Below are 18,833 nucleotides of genomic sequence, written 5' to 3'. Positions count from 1 at the left end.
CATCTTGGGTTAATCGTTTGATAGGCTGGGTGAAGACCAAATGAAATCCGACAGGCGGCGTAAATACCGCCTAATGAAGATACGAAAGGCAGGCAGAAGATGATTCCCGATACTAGACTGAAAACGTTAAAACACTTTGAAGAATTGTTGAAAGATTCCGAGCGGTTAGACTGGTTAATTGAATTTTGTGACCGACTAGGAGTTTTTGACGAAGACGACATGAAAAAAGTAGGATTTAACGGTAAAAACTTCAGAAAATTTATTGATTTAGTAATGGACGTTCCGATGGACGAATTACTGGCCGATTTGGATCAGGAATAAATATAGGATGGGAAGAAAATGAAATTACTCAAAATGAAAGAAGTAATCGCGCAAACAGGTTGCGGTAAGACAAAGATATATGCAATGATTAAGGCTGACGAATTTCCGCGTCCGTACAAGATTGGAACGGCCTCAAGATGGCGTTCTGACGAAGTGGAAAACTGGATTAAAACGCGCCCAATTTCGTAACAGAAAATCAAAAGCGGGTATTAAATCGGGTATGATTCAGGCGGCAATAACAAAGATTCTTTAATTTACAGCAAGTTAAGTTCAAAATGCTTTTATTCATTGATAATTACGACAGCTTCACCTATAACATCGTCCAATACTTTGCCGAATTGGGGCAGGAAGTTTTGGTACGTTGCAACGATGAAATCACCATCGAAGAAATCGAAGCCCTGAAACCGCAATATCTGGTCATCGGTCCCGGCCCTTGTTCCCCTAAAGAAGCAGGCATTTCTGTTGCAGCCATGCAGCACTTTGCCGGCAGGCTCCCCGTCATGGGCGTGTGCCTCGGGCATCAAACCATGGGCGAAGCGTTCGGCGGCAATGTCGTGCGTGCGCAAACAATGATGCACGGTAAAGTCTCCCCCGTTTTCCATCACGGCACAGGCATGTTTAAAGACCTGCCCAATCCGGTCAACTGCACGCGCTACCACAGCCTGGCCATCGACCGCGCCACCCTGCCCGACTGCCTCGAAATTACCGCATGGACGGAAGACGGCGAAATCATGGGCGTACGCCACAAAGAATATGCCGTCGAAGGCGTACAGTTCCACCCCGAAGCCCTGCTGACCGAACACGGCCACGATATGCTGAAAAACTTCCTGGAAGAATTCAAAGACTATCGCCCGCAAAAATCTTAATGAAAGGCCGTCTGAAAGGTGTTTGACAGTGTTCAAACCGCATTTTCAGACGGCCTGAATCACATCGGACACAAATAAAGGAAAAATCATGATTACCCCTCAACAAGCGATTGAACGCCTCATCAGCAACAACGAACTTTTCTACGATGAAATGACCGACCTCATGCGCCAAATCATGAGCGGCCAAGTTCCGCCCGAGCAAATCGCCGCCATTCTGACCGGCCTGCGGATTAAAGTTGAAACCGTTTCCGAGATTACCGCCGCAGCCAGCGTGATGCGCGAATTTGCCACCAAAGTGCCGCTTGAAAACGCCGATGACTTAGTCGATATTGTCGGTACGGGCGGCGACGGTGCCAAAACCTTCAATATTTCCACGACTTCCATGTTTGTCGCGGCGGCGGCAGGCGCGAAAGTCGCCAAACATGGCGGACGCTCCGTTTCTTCATCCAGTGGCGCTGCCGATGTCATGGAACAAATGGGCGCCAACCTCAACCTCAACCCCGAACAGGTTGCCCAAAGCATTCAGCAAACCGGCATCGGCTTTATGTTCGCGCCCAACCACCACAGCGCCATGCGCTATGTTGCCCCTGTCCGCCGTTCGCTCGGCTTCCGCAGCATCTTCAATATCTTGGGCCCGCTGACCAATCCTGCCGGCGCGGCAAACCAACTCTTGGGCGTATTCCACATCGACTTGTGCGGCATTCTTTCCCGCGTATTGCAACAGCTTGGCTCCAAACATGTTTTGGTTGTGTGCGGCGAAGGCGGTTTGGATGAAATCACGCTGACCGGCAAAACCCGCGTTGCCGAACTGAAAGACGGAAAAATTACCGAATACGACATCAGCCCGGCCGATTTCGGCATGGAAGTCCGCCGCAATTTAGACGAAATCAAAGTCGAAAACGCGCAAGAATCCCTGCAAAAAATGAACGAAGTGCTGGACGGCAAAGCCGGTGCCGCACGCGATATCGTCGTCCTCAATGCCGCCGCCGCGCTCTATGCAGGAAATGTGGTTACTTCGCTGGCAGATGGCGTCAAAGCTGCTCAAGAAGCCATCGACTCCGGCAAAGCCAAAGCCAAAAAAGACGAATTTATCGAATTTGGCAAACAGTTTGCCTAAGCTTTAAAACCATAAACAAAGGCCGTCTGAAAAATCTTTCAGACGGCCTTTTATTCTTTAAATATTAAAATTTGCTTTTAATATCATTAATCAAGCCTTCAGCTTTTTCTTTGGCTTCATCAACCAAATGCTCGGCTTCTTCTTTGCCTTTTTGCAAAACATCGCTGCCTTTTTCTTCAATGTCGCCGACCACTTCTTTTACTTTGCCAACACCTTGTTGAATCAAGCCCTCAGCCTCAAGTTTGGTATTGCCGGATACATCTCCAGCCACTTCTTTTACTTTACCGCTGATTTTATCTAATTCGCCGCTCATGGTCATACTCCTGGATTAAATATTGATAGGATGAGTGCTACATCACCTTATATCGGGGACTTCGCTTCAACTTTAAAGGCCGTCTGAAAGACAAAACATGATAAAACGAGTTAAATAGGGTTAGTCCATCTGTTTCAATATCGCTTCGGCTACTGCCTCGCCTATCATCTTACTGCCGAACTCATTGAAATGAAGCCCATCACACAGCATCACATCAGTCAAGTCCTGCTCAAACATCAGACTGTATAAATCATTGACGGCAAAGCCATATTGCCTTGCCAAATCCTCCGCCACACGGTTATAGGCCTTCAAGTCGGCCAGATAGCGGCGCGAGGGTTTGACGATATTGTGCACGCTTTCCAAAAACGGCGTACTGCTCGCCCAAATAATTTTTGCACCTGTCTGTTTCAGATAATCGAAAATTCGGGTCAGGTTATTGCGATAGGTTTCTATATCGGCCACCGGCTCATTACAGCCTTGATTATGGCGGATGTCGTGCAAACCGCAGTTGATATGGATAATGTCTCCCACAGTCGCGCCCTCTGTCCATTGCCCGATATGCTCTAACACATCATGCGACGAACGGCAGTTTTCCGATAGAGAAACAATATCCGCATCAGGCAAAGCGGCGCGCGTGTAAGGCTCCGAAGCAAGCCGCACGGAGTCGCCGATTAAGTAAACGGTCATTTTTGTTCTCCTCCCTTTATTTGAATCAACAGCAAGGCCGTCTGAAATATCACTTGTATTATTATAAGAGTGCTATTTCAGACGGCCTTAACTTCAGTCAAGTTCTATCGTTAAATCATCAATTAACGCTGACTGTTTTTATAAAAATCAATTAATTGCTTAGCCTGCAACATGGGCAGCCCAAAACGGTCGCTCACGGCTTTCAAATCCTTCCATTCCTGACCGGTCAGATTTTGCCCAACCCATTTGAGGTTTTCCGGGTTGCTTTTGATTTTCTCAAAATACGCCTGCTTACGTTTCCAGTTGCGCGACCACACCAACAACATGGTAAAAATACATAAAACAATCAATACAATATTGGTAAACAACATCATGTCCATACGACATACTCCCGCTTGAGTCTCGAAATCAGAAAATATGGATTAAAGGCCGTCTGAAAAAACAGTCTTCAGACGGCCTTTATATTATCACTCAATATTCACCCGTTTCAGGCGCAAGGCATTGCTCAACACGGAAACCGAGCTTGCCGCCATTGCCGCGCCTGCGATGACGGGGTTTAAAAAGCCAAGCGCAGCGAGCGGAATGCCCAAGATATTGTAGAAGAAGGCGAAAAACAGGTTTTGCTTGATGTTTTTCAAAGTTGCCTGCGACACCAGCAGGGCATCGGCGAGCTGATTGACCGAATGTTGCATCAACGTGGCAGATGCGGTGTGTTCGGCAACGTCCGCGCCGCCTTTCATCGCGAAGCTAACATTGGCGGCGGCGAGCGCGGGGGCGTCGTTGATACCATCGCCGACCATCGCCACGGTTTTGCCGGCGGCTTTGAGTTTCTGCACTTCGGCAGCTTTATCGCGCGGACTCATATTACCGAAGGCGTGTGCGATGCCCAGTTGTTTGGCGACATATTCAACCGTTCCTTGGTTGTCGCCGCTCATGATGTAAACGTTGATGCCGTGTTTTTTCAGACGGCCTATGGCTTCGGCGGTATCGGCTTTCAATGCGTCGGCAAGTGCGAATGCGCCGATAGGTTTGTTATCGACCGAGACTGCAACAATGCTTGCAATGTCCCAAACGCCGTCTGAAAACTTCGGCAAGGTCAGTTCGGCAAATTCGGCTTTGCCTGCTTTCACCAAACCCACGCCTTCCACTTCGGCGGTAATGCCTGCGCCGACAACGGTTTGCGCGTTTTGTGCGGCGGGAATGTCCAAACCGCGCGCTTGGGCGGCGGAAACGATGGCTCGGGCGAGCGGATGAGCGGCGTTTTGTTCGACGGCGGCGGCGATGCGGTACAAAGCGTCTTCGTCAAAGCCGCTGTCGGGAACGCAATAAACGGCGGCAACCTGCGGCTTGCCTTCGGTCAGCGTGCCGGTTTTGTCCAGCACGACGGCATCGACGTGGGCGGCTTCTTCCATTGCCGCCGCGTCTTTAAACCAAATACCGTGTTTCACCGCTTTGCCCATGCCGACCATAATCGCGGCAGGGGTTGCCAGACCGAGCGCGCACGGACAGGCAATCACCAAAACGGCAACGGCGTGCATCAGCGCAACCGTCCAATCACCTTTTACCAGCCAAGTGGCGATAAAAGTCAAAAGCGCGATGCCCACGACGGCAGGCACGAACACCGCCGCCGCTTTATCGGCCACACGCGCAATCGGTGCTTTGCTGCCTTGTGCTTCAGAAAGCGCGTTCATCATGTCGCCGAGCAAGGTTTGGCTGCCTAGCTGAGTGGCGCGGTACACCACGCTGCCTTCGGTCATCAGCGCGCCTGCCAACACTTTGCCGCCCGCCTTTTTCTCTTCGGGGTTGGATTCGCCGGTAAGATGGCTCTCATCCGCCCAGCCGCTGCCGCTTTCGATGATGCCGTCGGCAGCAATACGTTCGCCGTGGTTGGCGCGGATAAGGTCGCCGATTTGTACTTGGTCGATGGGCAGTTGTTTCCATTCGCCATCGCGTTGCACGTTGACTTGGGTCGGCGTGAGCTTGAGCAGCAAGCCCAAGCTGTTCAGGCTGGATTTTTTGGTGCGGTGTTCCAAAAATTTGCCCAGCGACACAAAACCGATCACCATCACGCCTACTTCAAAATACACGTGTGCCATGCCGTGCGCCGCGTGCGGGCTGAAAAACAGCATATAGATAGAATACAGGTAAATCGAGACCGTACCGATGGTAACAAGCACGTCCATATTCGCCAGTCCACCCTTTATACTCGCCCACGCGCTTTTGTAAAACGGGATTGCCAGCCAAAGCTGCACCACGCTTGCCAGCACAAACTGCCATACAGGCGGAATCATCCAATCGTGCCGCCCGATCATCATGCCTGCCATGCCGATTAAAAACGGAATATTAATGGCCAGCAAAAGCCACAGCCTCCAGCCGATATGGTGTTCTGCTTCAGGTTGCGGCAATGTATCTTCCGTTTTTTCCTTTGCGCCGTAACCGGTTTTCTCAATGATTTTGGCGATGTCGGCAGCGGAAGTTTTGCTGTCGTCAAACGTAACCTGCGCCTCCTCGCTGGCAAAGTTTACCCCTGCCGATTCGACAAAATCTTTTTTGTTCAACACTTTTTCAATGCGCGAAGCGCAGGCCTGACAGGTCATGCCTTCGATTTGGAAACGGACTTTTTGTTGCATAGTTTCTTCCTTCTGAATGTGGTTGGGCTACCTGAAAAAAGCGGAGCAGGGTTTTCAGGTAGCCTTTGGGGTGTTGCAGTCGATTTGTTGCGATTCGATTTACAAAGCCGCATCAAAGCCGCCGTCTTCCACCGCTTCTATCAGCGCGGCGGGGTTGGTTTGGGCGGGGTCGAATTCCACGACGGCGTTCTTGTTTTCCAGGCTCACTTCGGCCTTGTCCACGCCGTTTACGCCTTCGAGGATGCTGGTAACGCTTTTCACGCAACCGCCGCAGGTCATGCCTTCGATGTTGAGGGTAACAGTTTGCATTTGTATTTCCTTTCATTCAAACAAATATGGTTGCTAAACACTTTACTCCTTACACAAACAGCTTGCAAATTCTTCATTAAAGGCCGTCTGAAAATGCAGATAGGCGTACAATAACGCTCTTTGCTTCATCAAACGGACATAATAATGACTTCAACATTCAAACAATGGGTTAGCGTATGCGCACTGGCGGTGGGGGCGTTTATTTTCAATACCACCGAATACATTCCGATTGCGCTTTTGAGCGACATCGGTCAGAGCTTTGACAAACCGGCAACGGAAGTGGGCATGATGATTACGGTGTATGCGTGGATTGTTGCGCTCCTATCGCTGCCGCTGATGCTGATGACGAAAAACATCGAACGGCGTAAATTATTGCTGATGCTGTTTGCACTGTTTGCGCTGTTTCACGCGCTGTCGTTTTTTTCTTGGAACTTCAACATCCTCTTGGTCAGCCGTATCGGGATTGCGCTGACACACGCGGTCTTTTGGTCGATTACGGCTTCTTTGGCGGTACGGCTTGCGCCCACCGGAAAAACCAATCAGGCTTTGGGCTTGCTCAGTACAGGTACGGTTTTGGCGATGGTTTTGGGCATTCCGCTGGGGCGCGTGATCGGGCAATACTTCGGCTGGCAGCTCAGCTTCCTGCTGATCGGGGTCTGCGCTGCCGGCGTAATGCTGGTATTAGCCAAAAACCTGCCTGCTTTACCCAGCCAAAATACCGGCTCTTTAAGCAGCCTGCCGAGTTTGTTCAAACGCCGCAACCTGATGTTGCTTTATGCCATGACAGTGTTGATTATTACGGCACACTTCACGGCATACAGCTATATCGAACCTTTTGTGTTGCAAGTTGGCGGATTTAAGGCTGAACAAGTTACCATCGTTTTGAGCCTATATGGTTTGGCAGGCTTTGCCGCTTCTTATCTGTTTGGCAAATGGTTTGCCAAATCGCAACGCCTGTTTATGCTTGGCGCGGTAGCGGTCATCCTGCTCTCTGCCCTGCTACTTCTGCCGTTTGCCTCTTTCCCTTATGCGATGTACGCGCTGGTGTTTATTTGGGGCGTGGCCATCGTCATCGTCAGCCTGGGCATGGTATCGAAAGTCTTGGCTTTCGCCTCGGATGCAACAGATGTGGCCAACTCGATTTATTCAGGTTTGTACAATGTCGGCATCGGCGGCGGTGCGCTTTTGGGGCATTACGTAACCGTCTGGTTCGGCCTTTCCAATATCGGCATTGCCGGAGCCTTGCTGGCATCGGCTGGTTTGGCCGTTTGCGGTTTGTTGTTTAGGGAACAAGACAATCTGGCGTAAAACGTTTAAATCCATATAAATCAGGATAGTATGACTGACTCGGCCGTAATTTTGGCAGTTTTACCGATTTGTCCTGATTCTTACTAACTCACGATGGGTCTTTATTCCGCCGGATAAGCAGTTTTCTTGCTGCTTATCCGGTTTTCATTTCATTTTTAAAAAATAATTTACAATTTGTTTACACTACATTAAATTACAAATATACTGTTACCTATTAGGCCGTCTGAACGTACGGCTGAAAAGAAAAACCAATCATGTTTCAGAGGAATACATCATGGACTTAAACGCCAAGGATAAGACTCAGCATCCTGAAAACGTCGAGCTTCTCAGTGCGCAGAAGCCGATTACCGACTTCAAAGGACTGCTGACGACCATTATCTCTGCTGTTGTCTGCTTCGGCATTTATTACATTCTTCCCTACAGTACCGATGCCAACAAAGGTATCGCGCTGTTGCTTTTCGTTGCGGCACTTTGGTTTACCGAAGCCGTACACATTACCGTTACCGCGCTGATGATCCCTATCCTTGCCGTTGTACTCGGCTTCCCGGATATGGACATCAAAAAAGCAATGGCCGGTTTCTCCGACCCGACGATTTATATCTTCTTCGGCGGCTTCGCGCTTGCAACCGCTCTGCACATGCAGCGTCTCGACCGTAAAATCGCCGTCAGCCTGTTGCGCCTGTCCCGTGGCAATATGAAAGTTGCCGTGTTGATGCTGTTTGCCGTTACCGCCTTCCTGTCTATGTGGATCAGTAACACTGCGACTGCCGCGATGATGCTGCCTTTGGCAATGGGCATGATGAGCCACCTCGATCAAGAAAAAGAACGCAAAACCTACGTTTTCGTCCTGCTCGGTATCGCCTACTGCGCCAGTATCGGCGGCTTGGGTACCGTGGTCGGTTCTCCGCCGAACATGATTGCTGCCAAAGCGCTGAACTTGGACTTCGTCGGCTGGATGAAGCTCGGTCTGCCGATGATGCTGTTGATTCTGCCGCTGATGCTGTTCTCCATGTACGTCATCCTCAAGCCTAATTTGAACAAGCGCGTGGAAGTTAAAGCCGAATCTATCCCTTGGACTTTGCACCGCGTTATCGCGCTGTTGATTTTCTTGGCCGCAGCCATCGCTTGGGTATTCAGCTCCAAAATCAAAGCCGCATTCGGTATTTCCAACCCTGATACCGTTATCGCCCTGATTGCCGCCGTTGCCGTCGTCGTATTCGGCGTGGCGCAATGGAAAGAAGTTGCCCGCAATACCGACTGGGGTGTATTGATGCTCTTCGGTGGCGGTATCAGCTTGAGCGCGTTGCTGCAGTCTTCCGGCGCATCTGAAGCTCTGGGTCAGCAAGTTGCTTCCACGTTCTCTCATTCTCCTGCATTGCTGGTGATTTTTGTGGTTGCCGCCTTCATCATCTTCCTGACCGAGTTCACCAGTAACACAGCTTCCGCCGCCCTACTTGTGCCTATTTTCGCAAGCATTGCCGCGCAAATGGGTCTGCCTGAACAAGTCTTGGTATTCGTCATCGGTGTCGGCGCATCTTGTGCCTTCATGTTGCCGGTTGCCACACCGCCTAACGCGATTGTGTTCGGTACAGGCTTAATCAAACAACGCGAGATGATGAATGTCGGCTTATTGCTGAACATCCTCTGCGTGGTATTGGTTGCTCTATGGGCTTATGTTGTACTGATGTAAACCATCGACCCAAACAACAAGGCCGTCTGAAAGAATATTTTTCAGACGGCCTTGAAGTTTGCCATTCAGACACAATTTAACGAATGATTCAAAACCGGATTCTAACGAAAGGAAACCCATGATTATCCTGCACACCAACAAAGGCGACATCAAAATCGAACTCGATTTCGACAAAGCCCCCGTTACTGCTAAAAACTTCGAGCAATACGTTAAAGACGGCTTCTACGACGGCGTAATCTTCCACCGCGTCATCAAAGGCTTCATGATTCAAGGCGGCGGCATGGATGAAAACATGAACGAAAAAGAAACCCGCGATCCGATTCAAAACGAAGCGTCCAACGGTTTGCCTAACGAAAAATACACCATCGCCATGGCGCGTACTTCCGATCCTCATTCTGCCAGCGCGCAATTCTTCATCAACACCGCCGACAACGCTTTCCTGAACTTCCGTTCTAAAGAGCTGTACGGCAAAACCGTAGTCCAAGACTGGGGCTATGCCGTATTCGGTAAAGTCGTTGACGGTTTTGACGTTGTCGATGCCATCGAAGGCGTTTCTACCAAACGTCACGGCTACCACGACGACGTACCGAGCGAGCCTGTCATCATCACTAAAGCCGAAGTGGTTTAACTGATTTGATTTCCCATAAAAACAGCCTGTCCAAATTAAAACCAGACAGGCTGTTTTTCAATAATGACGCATACCGTCACACATCATAAGTACCGACCACGCATGCCGAATCCAACACATGGCCCTGTATGGCAAAATGCAACTCATTAAAGCGGAAACCGCGCGGTAAATCCAAAACGGTATCCAGCGCGTACACAATCAGCTCATAACGATGACGGTTGTTCGGTGGTGCCATACCGCCGTAAAAAGAAGCCTCTTCGATTTCAAATTTACCCAACGCGCTCGCCCAAGTGTTCGCGCCCTGCGTAAAATCTGTTGCAGAAATACTCTCATTTTCTGCCACGGAAGTGCGTTTCAAATCCGAAATCAACCAATGCGTCCATACGAAGCCGGATGCTGAAATGGCATCTTTGTCTTCCAACACCACGGCAAACGATTTTGTTCCTTCAGGCGCATCTTCGATTTCAAAAGGAATCGAATAAGAAGGCATACCGCTCGGGCTGAACTGGCTGCCGCGCTTGCCGTATTTGTCTTCAAATTCACCGTTGACAATAGCTTTACTGCTGACTTTCATCTTATATCTCCCAATAGTAGGTTGGTTCATTCTAACAAACACCAAGGCCGTCTGAAAGATACTGCCGTTTTCACTTTCCCGATGCCGCATTTTCAGACGGCCTCAAGCAATATTCACAACTCGATCAAACACATTTGACATTCCATAGTATAATCCGCCGCATGAAAACTACACAGGATACACATTATGGATTGGAAAGGTCGTGAACAAAGCCAAAACGTCGAAGATCGCCGCGGAAGCCGTGGCGGTGGCGGTGGCGGTGGCGGCAAAACGCCGGGCATACTCGGCATTATCGTGGTTTTGGTCGGTGCATATTACGGCGTGGATTTAAGCGGTTTGGTTGGTGGCTCATCTTCGACGGGCATTCCTACCCAGCAAGCTACCCGACTCGACAGCCAACAAGAAGCCGAATTGAACGAACTGTCCCGTGTCGTCCTTGCCGATACGGAAAAAGCATGGGGCAAATACTTTCAACAACACGGTCAAAGCTATAGACCGACGACCATGGTGTTGTATGAAGGCGGTACATCCACCGCCTGCGGTACGGGCCAATCTGCCATGGGTCCATTTTACTGCCCGGGCGACCAAAAAGTTTATTTGGATTTGAGTTTCTACGAAGACATGCGCACCAAGCTCGAATCCGCCAGCGATGCCGCGTTTGCCTACGTTATTGCCCATGAAGTCGGCCATCACGTTCAAAACCTGCTCGGCATTCTGCCTAAAGTCCACAAAATGCAACAACAAGTCGGCAAGAAAGAGGCCAATGCCCTTTCCGTCAAACTCGAATTGCAGGCCGACTGTTTCGCCGGTATTTGGGGACACTACGCCGTCAACAACAATATCTTCAAAGCCGAAGACATTAAAAAAGCGATGCTTGCCGCCGAATCCGTCGGCGACGACCGCTTGCAGAAACAAGCTCAGGGCTATGTCGTTCCCGACAGCTTTACCCATGGCTCGTCCGAAGAACGCATGACTTGGCTCAAGCGCGGTTTAGAAAGCGGCGACATCAACCAGTGCAACACTTTCAACAATTGATTCGTCCAAGCAACACTGTTCTTTGATGTAACGACAGAAGGCCGTCTGATTTTTTCAGACGGCCTTTTAGCCGTGTTAGAATAAACCCCATTATTTCCACTTAAATTTAAAGGAAATCCACATGGCAAATATCGCCCGCGACATTTTTAAAGCCTACGATATCCGAGGCATCGTCGGTAAAACCCTGACTGCCGAAGCTGCCTACTTAATCGGTAAAGCCATTGCCACCAAAGCCTTAGAAAAAGGCATTCCCCGCATCGCACTCGGCCGCGACGGCCGTTTGAGCGGTCCCGGCCTGATGGCACAAATTCAACGCGGTTTTACCGACAGCGGCATCGACGTCCTCAAAGTCGGTATGGTTGCCACTCCTATGCTCTACTTCGCAGCCATCAACGAATGCGGCGGCAGCGGCGTAATGATTACCGGCAGCCACAATCCGCCTGATTACAACGGTTTCAAAATGATGCTCGGCGGAGACACGCTCGCAGGCGAAGCCATTCAAGAACTTTTAGCTATTGTTGAGAAAGACGGTTTTGTTACCGCCGACAAACAAGGCAGCGTAACCGAAAAAGACATCTCCGGCGAATACCACAATAACATCGTCGGCCACATCAAGCTCAAACGCCCGATGAAAATCGTGATTGACGCGGGCAACGGTGTCGGCGGCGCATTTGCAGGCAAACTCTACAAAGGTTTGGGCAATGAAGTGACCGAACTTTTCTGCGAAGTGGACGGCAATTTCCCTAATCACCACCCCGATCCGTCCAAACCGAAAAATCTGCAAGACCTCATCGTCGAGCTTAAAAACAGCGATGCCGAAATCGGCTTGGCATTTGACGGCGATGCCGACCGCTTGGGCGTGGTCACCAAAGACGGCAACATCATCTATCCAGACCGCCAACTGATGCTTTTTGCGCAAGACGTGTTGAGCCGCAATCCTAAAGCCAAAGTGATTTTCGACGTCAAATCCACCCGTCTGCTTGCCCCTTGGATTAAAGAACACGGCGGCGAACCTGTGATGGAAAAAACCGGCCACAGCTTCATCAAATCCACCATGAAAAAAACCGGCGCACTGGTTGCCGGCGAAATGAGCGGCCACGTTTTCTTTAAAGAACGCTGGTACGGCTTCGACGACGGTATGTATGCCGGCGCACGCCTCTTGGAAATCCTGTCTGCCTTCGACAATCCGTCCGAAGTGTTGAACAGCCTGCCGCAAAGCATTTCCACTCCGGAACTCAACATCGACCTGCCTGAAGGCAGCAACGGCCACAAAGTGATTGAAGAGCTGGCTGCCAATGCCAAGTTTGAAGGTGCGACCGAAATCATCACCATCGACGGCTTGCGCGTTGAATTCCCTGACGGCTTCGGACTGATGCGTGCTTCCAATACCACGCCGATTTTGGTATTGCGTTTTGAAGCGGATACGCAAGAAGCGATTGAGCGTATTCAAAACCAATTCAAAGCAGTCATTGAAAGCAATCCAGCATTGAAATGGCCGCTGTAAGGGTTTAGGCTAAAATAAAAGGCCGTCTGAAAATCATTTCAGACGGCCTTTAATATTAAACATTGATTATTTAAAGTTTTAAAACCAAGAATATCCCGGCTTTGTTATCCGACTTGCGCCAACTGCTGACGCATTTCATCGATAACGGCTTTGTAATCCGGTTTGCCAAAAATCGCCGAACCGGCCACAAACGTATCCGCACCTGCCGCTGCAATTTCAGCAATATTGTCTGTCTTCACGCCGCCATCGACTTCCAATGCGATATGGCGGCCGCTTTGCCGTTCATACTCGTCCAACATCTCACGCACTTTGCGGATTTTCACCAGCGTATTCGGAATAAAGCTTTGTCCGCCGAAGCCCGGGTTGACCGACATCAGCAACACCATATCCAGTTTGTCCAAAACGTTTTCCAGAATATTGACCGGCGTAGCAGGATTCAATACCAAACCTGCCTGACAGCCGTATTCTTTAATCAAACCCAAGCTGCGGTCGACATGGCGGCTGGCTTCAGGATGAAAAGTAATAATATTGGCACCGGCTTTGGCAAACGCATGAATCAAATCATCCACCGGCTCAACCATCAAATGCACATCGACCGGCACGGTTGCATACGGTTTCAAAGCCGCGCAAACCATAGGACCGAAAGTCAGATTCGGAACATAATGATTGTCCATCACGTCAAAATGAATCAAATCCGCACCGGCGCGGATAAGTTCGGCAACCTCTTCTCCCAAACGGGCAAAATCAGCAGACAAAATACTGGGGGCGATACGGTAGTCGGTCATGTTTATTCTCCTAAAGTGTGTTCCTTTGTCATTATCGCATTTTTAACCCTATGTTGTATGCTGCCGACAATATCTCTGCCGTCATTTTTATGAATTTACATTTCATATACATTAATGAAACTTATAATCACATAGTAAGGCTTTGAAAATAAATTATTAGATTACATATATGTGCAAAAAAATCTAACATCATTAACAAAAGTTAACTGCATTGATACTGCCTTTCACACGCTTATCGGTTATATTTCCAAACCTGATGAAACATTAGGAAAACACCGTGTCTGTTGCACTTTCCCGCTATCCGACTTTTATTTTCTTAGCACTCGCCCTACTCTGTTCCAGTCTGCCTGCACATGCCGGTCCATTTCTGGCCACTTTGGACGACTTCCACCCGAATTGCGACATCCGACAGCTCAATCTATCCGCCGACCAACACGCCGCCTTGCGCCGTCTGCGTACCGACTTCAAACAAATCAACGATAAAGCCTACCGCAAAACCGTACGCTCCGACCGCAACCGCCGTCAAACCATCATCAAAATCCTCTCCGGCGACTCATTCGACTCAAACGCCGCTCGCGATTATGTTGAAAACCGCTACCTCTCCAGCATGGACTATGCGGTGGATGAAATGGAAATCCAATACCGCTTCTATCATCTGCTCAATCCGCGCCAACGCCAGCAATGGTTGTCTTCATGCTTGCGCTGATGGATAAATAAAAATACAAAAAGGCCGTCTGAAACCATATTCAGACGGCCTTTACTTTGTCAGCCTTAATCCAGCACTCTTTCTTCCGGCAACCGGCCTGCCCAGTCGCAGGCAAATTGCCATGCCGAACGGCCTGAACGGCTGCCACGCATTTGCGCCCATTGCAACGCGGCTTGGCGCGCTGTATCGTCAAAAGGCACATTGAAATCGTCCAACCAGTTGGCTACGGCGGTCAAATAATCGTTTTGATCGAAAGGATAAAAACTCAGCCATAAGCCGAAGCGGTCAGAAAGGGAAATTTTCTCCTCGACGGCCTCTTTCTGATGGATTTCTCCGCGAATGCCCGTAGTACCGCCGTTTTCATCCATGTATTCAGGAATTAAATGACGGCGGTTGGAAGTGGCATAAACCAAAACATTGGTGCAACGTTGCGACAGTCCACCGTCTAAAGCAGTTTTTAAGGCTTTATAGGTTTCATCGCCGGTTTCAAACGACAAATCATCGCAGAAAACGATAAATTTCTCGGGACGTTCAGACAACAACGTCAATAAAGCTGGCAAGCTGATCAAATCGCTTTTATCCACCTCAATCAATCGCAGGCCGCGCTCGGCGTATTCGTGCAACAACGCTTTAACCAAGGAGGATTTACCCGTACCGCATGCGCCGGTCATCAAGACATTATTTGCCGGACGGCCTGCCAAAAATTGCTCGGTATTGCGTTTCAGCCTGTCGGTTTGCGAACCGACTGCCGCCAATCTGCTCAAAGGAAACGTATGCGGACGCGGCAGGCTTTCCAAAATGCCTTTTTTTCCCACGCTGTGCCAACGGAAGGCCAAAGCGCGCCAGTCGGTTTTACCGGCTTCGTCAGGCAGGATTAAATCCAGACGGTTTAAAACGGAATTAGCTTTTTTCAAAAAATTGGATAATTTCATTTCGGCTTTCTTTTTTCAGACGGCCTTTTGAGCCAATACACGCATCACGGTATCGACAACGGCTTGGGTTTGCGGATCGATTTCAATATTGATGAGGTCGCCTTCTTTGCGGCTGCCAAACAGGGTATGCTCCAAAGTCTCCGGAATCAGGTGTACGCAAAATTCGCTGTCGCTGACTTCGCCTATGGTCAGGCTGCAACCGTCCAAACCGACAAAGCCTTTGGTCAGGATATAGGGCTTAAGGTTTTCCGGCAGCTCAAACCAAACTGTGCGGTTGAACTCGCTGGATTCAATACGGGAAATTCGGGTAACCGCCATCACATGGCCGCTCATCACATGACCGCCGATTTCATCGCCAAACCGCGCCGCGCGTTCCAAATTGACACTGTCGCCGACTTTCAAGCTGCCGAGATTGGTTTTGCGTAAGGTTTCGTCCATCAAATCAAAGCTGACTTTGTTGCCGTCGATTCGGGTAATGGTCAGGCAGCAGCCATTGTTGGCGACAGATGCGCCGGTTTGCAGATTGTCGGCGATTTCGGGAGGCAGCTCGACAGTGTGGGTACGAAAGTCGGGCGAAGGTTGGGCGATATCTGTAATTTTGCCCATGCCTTGTACGATGCCTGTAAACATGATGTTTTCTTTCCGATGGTACGATAAGGCGGATATTGTAGCATTTTCCAAGCACAAAGGCCGTCTGAAAGCAGTGATGGCGATGGTTTGGGGTATAATCGGATTTTTATTTCCGCAGCCCGATCATGCTCAGCTACCGCCACGCCTTCCATGCCGGCAACCATGCCGATATGCTCAAGCACTTTACCCTCTTCCTCGTCCTCGAATATTTCAACCGCAAAGACAAGCCCTATTGGTATATCGATACGCACAGCGGTGCCGGTTTGTATGATTTGAGCGGCGATGAAGCTCAAAAAGTCGGCGAATACAAACAAGGTATTGCGCTCTTGGAACAAGCTGACAAGCTGCCTGCCGAATTGGCCGAATTTGTAGGCTGTCTGAAACAAATACTGCCGCAAGACAACCTTTACTGCGGCTCGCCTTGGCTGGCACAGGCACTCACGCGCGACAGCGATAAAATGCGCCTCTTTGAGCTGCATCCTGCCGATTTTGTCCATTTGCAAAACAATATGCGTGAAGTCCGTCCTGCGCGTAAAGCACAGGTCAGCCAAGCGGACGGTTATCAAGGCTTGATTTCATTACTGCCTCCTCCACCGCGCCGCGCCGCAATCTTGATTGATCCGCCCTACGAAGAAAAACAAGACTACCGCCGTGTCGTCCAAGTTTTGAAAGATGCCTTGAAACGCTTTGAAACCGGCTGCTACATGGTTTGGTATCCCTGCCTGAGCCGCGAAGAAAGCCGAAAACTGCCGGACGAACTCAAAAAAATCGCTCCCGATAATTATCTGCACGCCGAGCTTCATGTCCATACGCCGCGCAGCGACGGCTTCGGTATGCACGGCAGCGGCATGTTCGTCATCAATCCGCCCTATATGCTTGCCGAACAGTTGCACAACAATCTGCCCGAACTTTCCAAAATTTTGGCGCAAGATACCGGCGCGCATTATGTATTGGAAAGCAAAACAAAATAAACGCTGCCGTCTGAACCTATACCCAAGCGCTTCGATTTTGCCGCCATACCTGTTCAGACGGCCTTAACCCTTTATACTTAAGCCTTTTTCCACTACAATTCACAACATAACAATTAACGACCGTCCACTCATGAATATACGCACACCCCTAGCCTGCACGCTCCTGCTTTGCGCGTGCAGCGAATCAGTAAAAAACGAATTTAAAGAAGAATTTACCCAAAGTTTCCGCACCGAATTTGTCCGCTCGGCAACCGAAGCCTGCGTAGAAAAAGCTTCCGGAAAAAGCCCATTTGATTCCGCGACCACTGAAAAAATCTGCCGCTGCATCGGCGAAAAAACAGTCGACCAAATCAATCCTGAAGAAGCGACCTCGCTTTTGGGCGGCAGCGACTCCATGAGCGACGAGCTGAAAAAACGCATCAAAGACACCAGCATCGCCTGCACTAAAGAAGTTTTAGGCATGGCCGACAGCAAAACCAAATGAACACGCCGTTTTCAGACGGCCTGAAATTGAAAAATACCCGATTCAAACTTAGGAAAAGAGCGAAACCATGAAGACACTGAACCAATTCTTAGCCCAACACCTGCCCGAACACAAACTGCCGCAAGAGCTGGCCAGCGTATTGGAATCCGTGGCTACCGCCTGTTTGGACATCAACGCCAAAGTCCGCCTCGGCGCGCTTTCAGGCGTTTTGGGCATGGCAGGTACCGGCAACATCCAAGGCGAAGACCAAAAGAAACTTGACGTCATTGCCAACAACATCATGATTGATGTTTTAAAAGCCAATGCCAACATCGCAGGCCTTGCCAGCGAAGAAGAAGACACCTATGTCGCCACGCACGAAAACGGCGGCTATTTGGTATTGTTTGACCCGTTGGACGGCTCTTCCAATATCGACGTCAACATCTCCGTCGGCACCATTTTCTCCATTTTGGCGAAACCAGAAGGCGCATTGACTACCGAGTCTTTCCTGCAAAAAGGCCGCGACCAAGTAGCTGCAGGTTATGTTTTATACGGTCCGCAAACCCAACTGGTCCTGACTGTCGGTCATGGCGTATTTGTCTTCACTCTGGACGATGCCAACCAATTCCTGCTGACTAAAGAAAATCCGCGCGTTCCTGAATCCACTAAAGAATTCGCCATCAATATGTCCAACCAAAGACATTGGTTCGCCCCTGTTCAACAATACATTGACGAATTATTGGCAGGTGAAACCGGAGTACGCGGCAAAAACTACAATATGCGCTGGGTAGCCAGCATGGTTGCCGAAATCCACCGCATCCTGATGCGCGGCGGCGTATTCATGTATCCGCAAGACAAACGCGATCCATCCAAACCGGGCAAACTGCGCCTGATGTACGAAGCCAACCCGATGAGCCTGCTTATGGAACAAGCCGGCGGCGCATCAAACAACGCCATCGAAGCTATGCTCGACATCCAACCTACCGGCCTGCACCAACGTGTTGCCGTATTCATGGGCAGCCGCGAAGAAGTGGAATACGTTTATAATCTGCATCAAAAATAATCAGATGTATTGATTTCAAACCCAAAAAGGCCGTCTGAAATATGTGAACTGGCCCCCAAATCTTGGACACTCATAAAAGCCTATTCAGGCGCTCTGTGCAAGCTGGGTTCTGTATGCGACAGGACTCAGCTTTTTCAATTTCAAACTGCAACGCTCCCGGTTGTAGTAATCCATATAGTCATCTATCTGTTTCATCAATTCGTCCGCCGTCAATTCCCCTGCACGATAGAAACACTCTGTCTTCAATACCGCAAAGAAGCTTTCCATCGGTGCATTGTCCCAACAATTCGCCTTACGCGAC

Annotated in this window: 23 protein-coding genes; 13 read left to right on the top strand and 10 right to left on the bottom strand. The window is 49.7% G+C overall.

All coding sequences use genetic code 11. The annotated features are described in order from the left end of the window. The first annotated feature begins 99 nt into the window (after nucleotides 1-99). From HMPREF3052_RS09240 to trpD, 4 genes are all read left to right on the top strand, one after another. Nucleotides 100-321 carry a hypothetical protein gene (locus HMPREF3052_RS09240; RefSeq protein ID WP_070749600.1) on the top strand — a complete coding sequence of 74 codons (222 nt, stop codon included), beginning with the start codon at nucleotides 100-102 and terminating at the stop codon, nucleotides 319-321. Nucleotides 322-339: 18 nt separating this feature from the next. Next, nucleotides 340-510, top strand: a complete 171-nt coding sequence (locus HMPREF3052_RS09235) for a helix-turn-helix transcriptional regulator (protein WP_070749599.1) — start codon at nucleotides 340-342, stop codon at nucleotides 508-510. Nucleotides 511-596: 86 nt separating this feature from the next. Further along, entirely contained in the window at nucleotides 597-1,187 is a 591-nt protein-coding gene (locus tag HMPREF3052_RS09230) for an aminodeoxychorismate/anthranilate synthase component II (protein WP_003683598.1), read from the top strand. Nucleotides 1,188-1,275: 88 nt separating this feature from the next. Beyond that, a complete protein-coding gene (gene trpD, locus HMPREF3052_RS09225) occupies nucleotides 1,276-2,304 on the top strand; it encodes an anthranilate phosphoribosyltransferase (protein WP_070749598.1) in 1,029 nt (342 codons plus the stop codon). 64 nt (nucleotides 2,305-2,368) lie between these two features. On the opposite strand, the gene HMPREF3052_RS09220 is transcribed toward trpD, so the two are convergent. The 5 genes from HMPREF3052_RS09220 to HMPREF3052_RS09200 form a co-directional block, all read right to left on the bottom strand. Continuing rightward, nucleotides 2,369-2,617 (bottom strand): CsbD family protein, encoded by a 249-nt coding sequence (locus tag HMPREF3052_RS09220; protein WP_070749597.1) that lies wholly within the window; start codon nucleotides 2,615-2,617, stop codon nucleotides 2,369-2,371. A gap of 120 nt (nucleotides 2,618-2,737) precedes the next feature. Continuing rightward, complete coding sequence (locus HMPREF3052_RS09215; RefSeq protein WP_070749596.1) at nucleotides 2,738-3,304, bottom strand: SGNH/GDSL hydrolase family protein; 567 nt, start codon at nucleotides 3,302-3,304, stop codon at nucleotides 2,738-2,740. Between the two features lie 122 nt (nucleotides 3,305-3,426). Beyond that, nucleotides 3,427-3,684, bottom strand: coding sequence for a hypothetical protein (locus HMPREF3052_RS09210; protein ID WP_004519821.1), 258 nt, complete (start codon nucleotides 3,682-3,684; stop codon nucleotides 3,427-3,429). A gap of 87 nt (nucleotides 3,685-3,771) precedes the next feature. Next, a complete protein-coding gene (locus tag HMPREF3052_RS09205) occupies nucleotides 3,772-5,934 on the bottom strand; it encodes a heavy metal translocating P-type ATPase (protein WP_070749595.1) in 2,163 nt (720 codons plus the stop codon). Between the two features lie 99 nt (nucleotides 5,935-6,033). After that, entirely contained in the window at nucleotides 6,034-6,243 is a 210-nt protein-coding gene (locus HMPREF3052_RS09200) for a heavy-metal-associated domain-containing protein (protein ID WP_070749594.1), read from the bottom strand. Between the two features lie 144 nt (nucleotides 6,244-6,387). Between HMPREF3052_RS09200 and HMPREF3052_RS09195 the strand changes: the two genes are divergently transcribed. The 3 genes from HMPREF3052_RS09195 to HMPREF3052_RS09185 all read left to right on the top strand — a co-directional run bounded on the left by HMPREF3052_RS09195 (nucleotide 6,388) and on the right by HMPREF3052_RS09185 (nucleotide 9,869). Next, nucleotides 6,388-7,551, top strand: a complete 1,164-nt coding sequence (locus HMPREF3052_RS09195) for a sugar transporter (RefSeq protein WP_070749593.1) — start codon at nucleotides 6,388-6,390, stop codon at nucleotides 7,549-7,551. A gap of 274 nt (nucleotides 7,552-7,825) precedes the next feature. Then, the gene (locus HMPREF3052_RS09190) at nucleotides 7,826-9,241 is read left to right on the top strand and encodes an SLC13 family permease (protein WP_070749592.1); all 1,416 of its coding nucleotides are present in this window, start codon (nucleotides 7,826-7,828) and stop codon (nucleotides 9,239-9,241) included. Nucleotides 9,242-9,359: 118 nt separating this feature from the next. Next, nucleotides 9,360-9,869: a peptidylprolyl isomerase gene (locus HMPREF3052_RS09185; RefSeq protein WP_004519830.1), complete on the top strand. Its 510-nt coding sequence runs from the start codon at nucleotides 9,360-9,362 to the stop codon at nucleotides 9,867-9,869. Between the two features lie 76 nt (nucleotides 9,870-9,945). Here the strand turns inward: HMPREF3052_RS09185 and HMPREF3052_RS09180 are convergent, their stop codons facing one another. Continuing rightward, a complete protein-coding gene (locus HMPREF3052_RS09180) occupies nucleotides 9,946-10,443 on the bottom strand; it encodes a YbhB/YbcL family Raf kinase inhibitor-like protein (protein WP_070749591.1) in 498 nt (165 codons plus the stop codon). A gap of 186 nt (nucleotides 10,444-10,629) precedes the next feature. Between HMPREF3052_RS09180 and HMPREF3052_RS09175 the strand changes: the two genes are divergently transcribed. Both HMPREF3052_RS09175 and HMPREF3052_RS09170 read left to right on the top strand, forming a co-directional pair. Beyond that, entirely contained in the window at nucleotides 10,630-11,478 is an 849-nt protein-coding gene (locus HMPREF3052_RS09175; RefSeq protein WP_070749590.1) for a KPN_02809 family neutral zinc metallopeptidase, read from the top strand. 121 nt (nucleotides 11,479-11,599) lie between these two features. Continuing rightward, the gene (locus HMPREF3052_RS09170) at nucleotides 11,600-12,982 is read left to right on the top strand and encodes a phosphomannomutase/phosphoglucomutase (RefSeq protein ID WP_070749589.1); all 1,383 of its coding nucleotides are present in this window, start codon (nucleotides 11,600-11,602) and stop codon (nucleotides 12,980-12,982) included. A gap of 104 nt (nucleotides 12,983-13,086) precedes the next feature. Here the strand turns inward: HMPREF3052_RS09170 and rpe are convergent, their stop codons facing one another. Continuing rightward, complete coding sequence (rpe, locus tag HMPREF3052_RS09165; RefSeq protein WP_070749588.1) at nucleotides 13,087-13,767, bottom strand: ribulose-phosphate 3-epimerase; 681 nt, start codon at nucleotides 13,765-13,767, stop codon at nucleotides 13,087-13,089. A 277-nt stretch (nucleotides 13,768-14,044) separates the two neighbouring features. Here rpe and HMPREF3052_RS09160 point away from each other — a divergent pair, with 277 nt between their 5' ends. Beyond that, a complete protein-coding gene (locus HMPREF3052_RS09160; protein WP_003683375.1) occupies nucleotides 14,045-14,473 on the top strand; it encodes a Spy/CpxP family protein refolding chaperone in 429 nt (142 codons plus the stop codon). A gap of 65 nt (nucleotides 14,474-14,538) precedes the next feature. Here HMPREF3052_RS09160 and HMPREF3052_RS09155 read toward each other — a convergent pair whose 3' ends face one another. Together HMPREF3052_RS09155 and HMPREF3052_RS09150 are read right to left on the bottom strand one after the other, a co-directional pair. Next, nucleotides 14,539-15,405 carry an ATP-binding protein gene (locus HMPREF3052_RS09155; RefSeq protein WP_070749587.1) on the bottom strand — a complete coding sequence of 289 codons (867 nt, stop codon included), beginning with the start codon at nucleotides 15,403-15,405 and terminating at the stop codon, nucleotides 14,539-14,541. Nucleotides 15,406-15,420: 15 nt separating this feature from the next. Continuing rightward, nucleotides 15,421-16,035, bottom strand: a complete 615-nt coding sequence (locus tag HMPREF3052_RS09150; RefSeq protein ID WP_070749586.1) for a riboflavin synthase — start codon at nucleotides 16,033-16,035, stop codon at nucleotides 15,421-15,423. Between the two features lie 125 nt (nucleotides 16,036-16,160). Between HMPREF3052_RS09150 and rlmJ the strand changes: the two genes are divergently transcribed. The 3 genes from rlmJ to HMPREF3052_RS09135 all read left to right on the top strand — a co-directional run bounded on the left by rlmJ (nucleotide 16,161) and on the right by HMPREF3052_RS09135 (nucleotide 18,532). Continuing rightward, nucleotides 16,161-17,006, top strand: coding sequence for a 23S rRNA (adenine(2030)-N(6))-methyltransferase RlmJ (gene rlmJ / locus HMPREF3052_RS09145; protein ID WP_070749585.1), 846 nt, complete (start codon nucleotides 16,161-16,163; stop codon nucleotides 17,004-17,006). Between the two features lie 130 nt (nucleotides 17,007-17,136). Further along, nucleotides 17,137-17,490: a hypothetical protein gene (locus HMPREF3052_RS09140; RefSeq protein WP_070583373.1), complete on the top strand. Its 354-nt coding sequence runs from the start codon at nucleotides 17,137-17,139 to the stop codon at nucleotides 17,488-17,490. A gap of 67 nt (nucleotides 17,491-17,557) precedes the next feature. Beyond that, on the top strand, nucleotides 17,558-18,532 hold the full coding sequence (locus tag HMPREF3052_RS09135) for a class 1 fructose-bisphosphatase (protein ID WP_070749584.1): 975 nt from the start codon (nucleotides 17,558-17,560) through the stop codon (nucleotides 18,530-18,532). A gap of 84 nt (nucleotides 18,533-18,616) precedes the next feature. Here HMPREF3052_RS09135 and HMPREF3052_RS09130 read toward each other — a convergent pair. Further along, a partial coding sequence (locus HMPREF3052_RS09130; RefSeq protein ID WP_141756630.1) for an IS3 family transposase occupies nucleotides 18,617-18,833 on the bottom strand: 217 nt, incomplete at its 5' end.

Source organism: Neisseria sp. HMSC056A03 (assembly GCF_001815685.1).
GTDB classification, from domain to species: domain Bacteria; phylum Pseudomonadota; class Gammaproteobacteria; order Burkholderiales; family Neisseriaceae; genus Neisseria; species Neisseria subflava.
This window is presented reverse-complemented; position numbering and strand designations above follow the sequence as displayed.

Excerpts from the sequence above, each read along its gene's own strand:
- HMPREF3052_RS09240 (WP_070749600.1), top strand. The coding sequence starts at position 100 with ATGATTCCCGATACTAGACTGAAAACGTTAAAACACTTTGAAGAATTG.
- HMPREF3052_RS09235 (WP_070749599.1), top strand. The coding sequence starts at position 340 with ATGAAATTACTCAAAATGAAAGAAGTAATCGCGCAAACAGGTTGCGGT.
- HMPREF3052_RS09230 (WP_003683598.1), top strand. The coding sequence starts at position 597 with ATGCTTTTATTCATTGATAATTACGACAGCTTCACCTATAACATCGTC.
- trpD (WP_070749598.1), top strand. The coding sequence starts at position 1,276 with ATGATTACCCCTCAACAAGCGATTGAACGCCTCATCAGCAACAACGAA.
- HMPREF3052_RS09220 (WP_070749597.1), bottom strand. The coding sequence starts at position 2,617 with ATGAGCGGCGAATTAGATAAAATCAGCGGTAAAGTAAAAGAAGTGGCT.
- HMPREF3052_RS09215 (WP_070749596.1), bottom strand. The coding sequence starts at position 3,304 with ATGACCGTTTACTTAATCGGCGACTCCGTGCGGCTTGCTTCGGAGCCT.
- HMPREF3052_RS09210 (WP_004519821.1), bottom strand. The coding sequence starts at position 3,684 with ATGGACATGATGTTGTTTACCAATATTGTATTGATTGTTTTATGTATT.
- HMPREF3052_RS09205 (WP_070749595.1), bottom strand. The coding sequence starts at position 5,934 with ATGCAACAAAAAGTCCGTTTCCAAATCGAAGGCATGACCTGTCAGGCC.
- HMPREF3052_RS09200 (WP_070749594.1), bottom strand. The coding sequence starts at position 6,243 with ATGCAAACTGTTACCCTCAACATCGAAGGCATGACCTGCGGCGGTTGC.
- HMPREF3052_RS09195 (WP_070749593.1), top strand. The coding sequence starts at position 6,388 with ATGACTTCAACATTCAAACAATGGGTTAGCGTATGCGCACTGGCGGTG.
- HMPREF3052_RS09190 (WP_070749592.1), top strand. The coding sequence starts at position 7,826 with ATGGACTTAAACGCCAAGGATAAGACTCAGCATCCTGAAAACGTCGAG.
- HMPREF3052_RS09185 (WP_004519830.1), top strand. The coding sequence starts at position 9,360 with ATGATTATCCTGCACACCAACAAAGGCGACATCAAAATCGAACTCGAT.
- HMPREF3052_RS09180 (WP_070749591.1), bottom strand. The coding sequence starts at position 10,443 with ATGAAAGTCAGCAGTAAAGCTATTGTCAACGGTGAATTTGAAGACAAA.
- HMPREF3052_RS09175 (WP_070749590.1), top strand. The coding sequence starts at position 10,630 with ATGGATTGGAAAGGTCGTGAACAAAGCCAAAACGTCGAAGATCGCCGC.
- HMPREF3052_RS09170 (WP_070749589.1), top strand. The coding sequence starts at position 11,600 with ATGGCAAATATCGCCCGCGACATTTTTAAAGCCTACGATATCCGAGGC.
- rpe (WP_070749588.1), bottom strand. The coding sequence starts at position 13,767 with ATGACCGACTACCGTATCGCCCCCAGTATTTTGTCTGCTGATTTTGCC.
- HMPREF3052_RS09155 (WP_070749587.1), bottom strand. The coding sequence starts at position 15,405 with ATGAAATTATCCAATTTTTTGAAAAAAGCTAATTCCGTTTTAAACCGT.
- HMPREF3052_RS09150 (WP_070749586.1), bottom strand. The coding sequence starts at position 16,035 with ATGTTTACAGGCATCGTACAAGGCATGGGCAAAATTACAGATATCGCC.
- rlmJ (WP_070749585.1), top strand. The coding sequence starts at position 16,161 with ATGCTCAGCTACCGCCACGCCTTCCATGCCGGCAACCATGCCGATATG.
- HMPREF3052_RS09140 (WP_070583373.1), top strand. The coding sequence starts at position 17,137 with ATGAATATACGCACACCCCTAGCCTGCACGCTCCTGCTTTGCGCGTGC.
- HMPREF3052_RS09135 (WP_070749584.1), top strand. The coding sequence starts at position 17,558 with ATGAAGACACTGAACCAATTCTTAGCCCAACACCTGCCCGAACACAAA.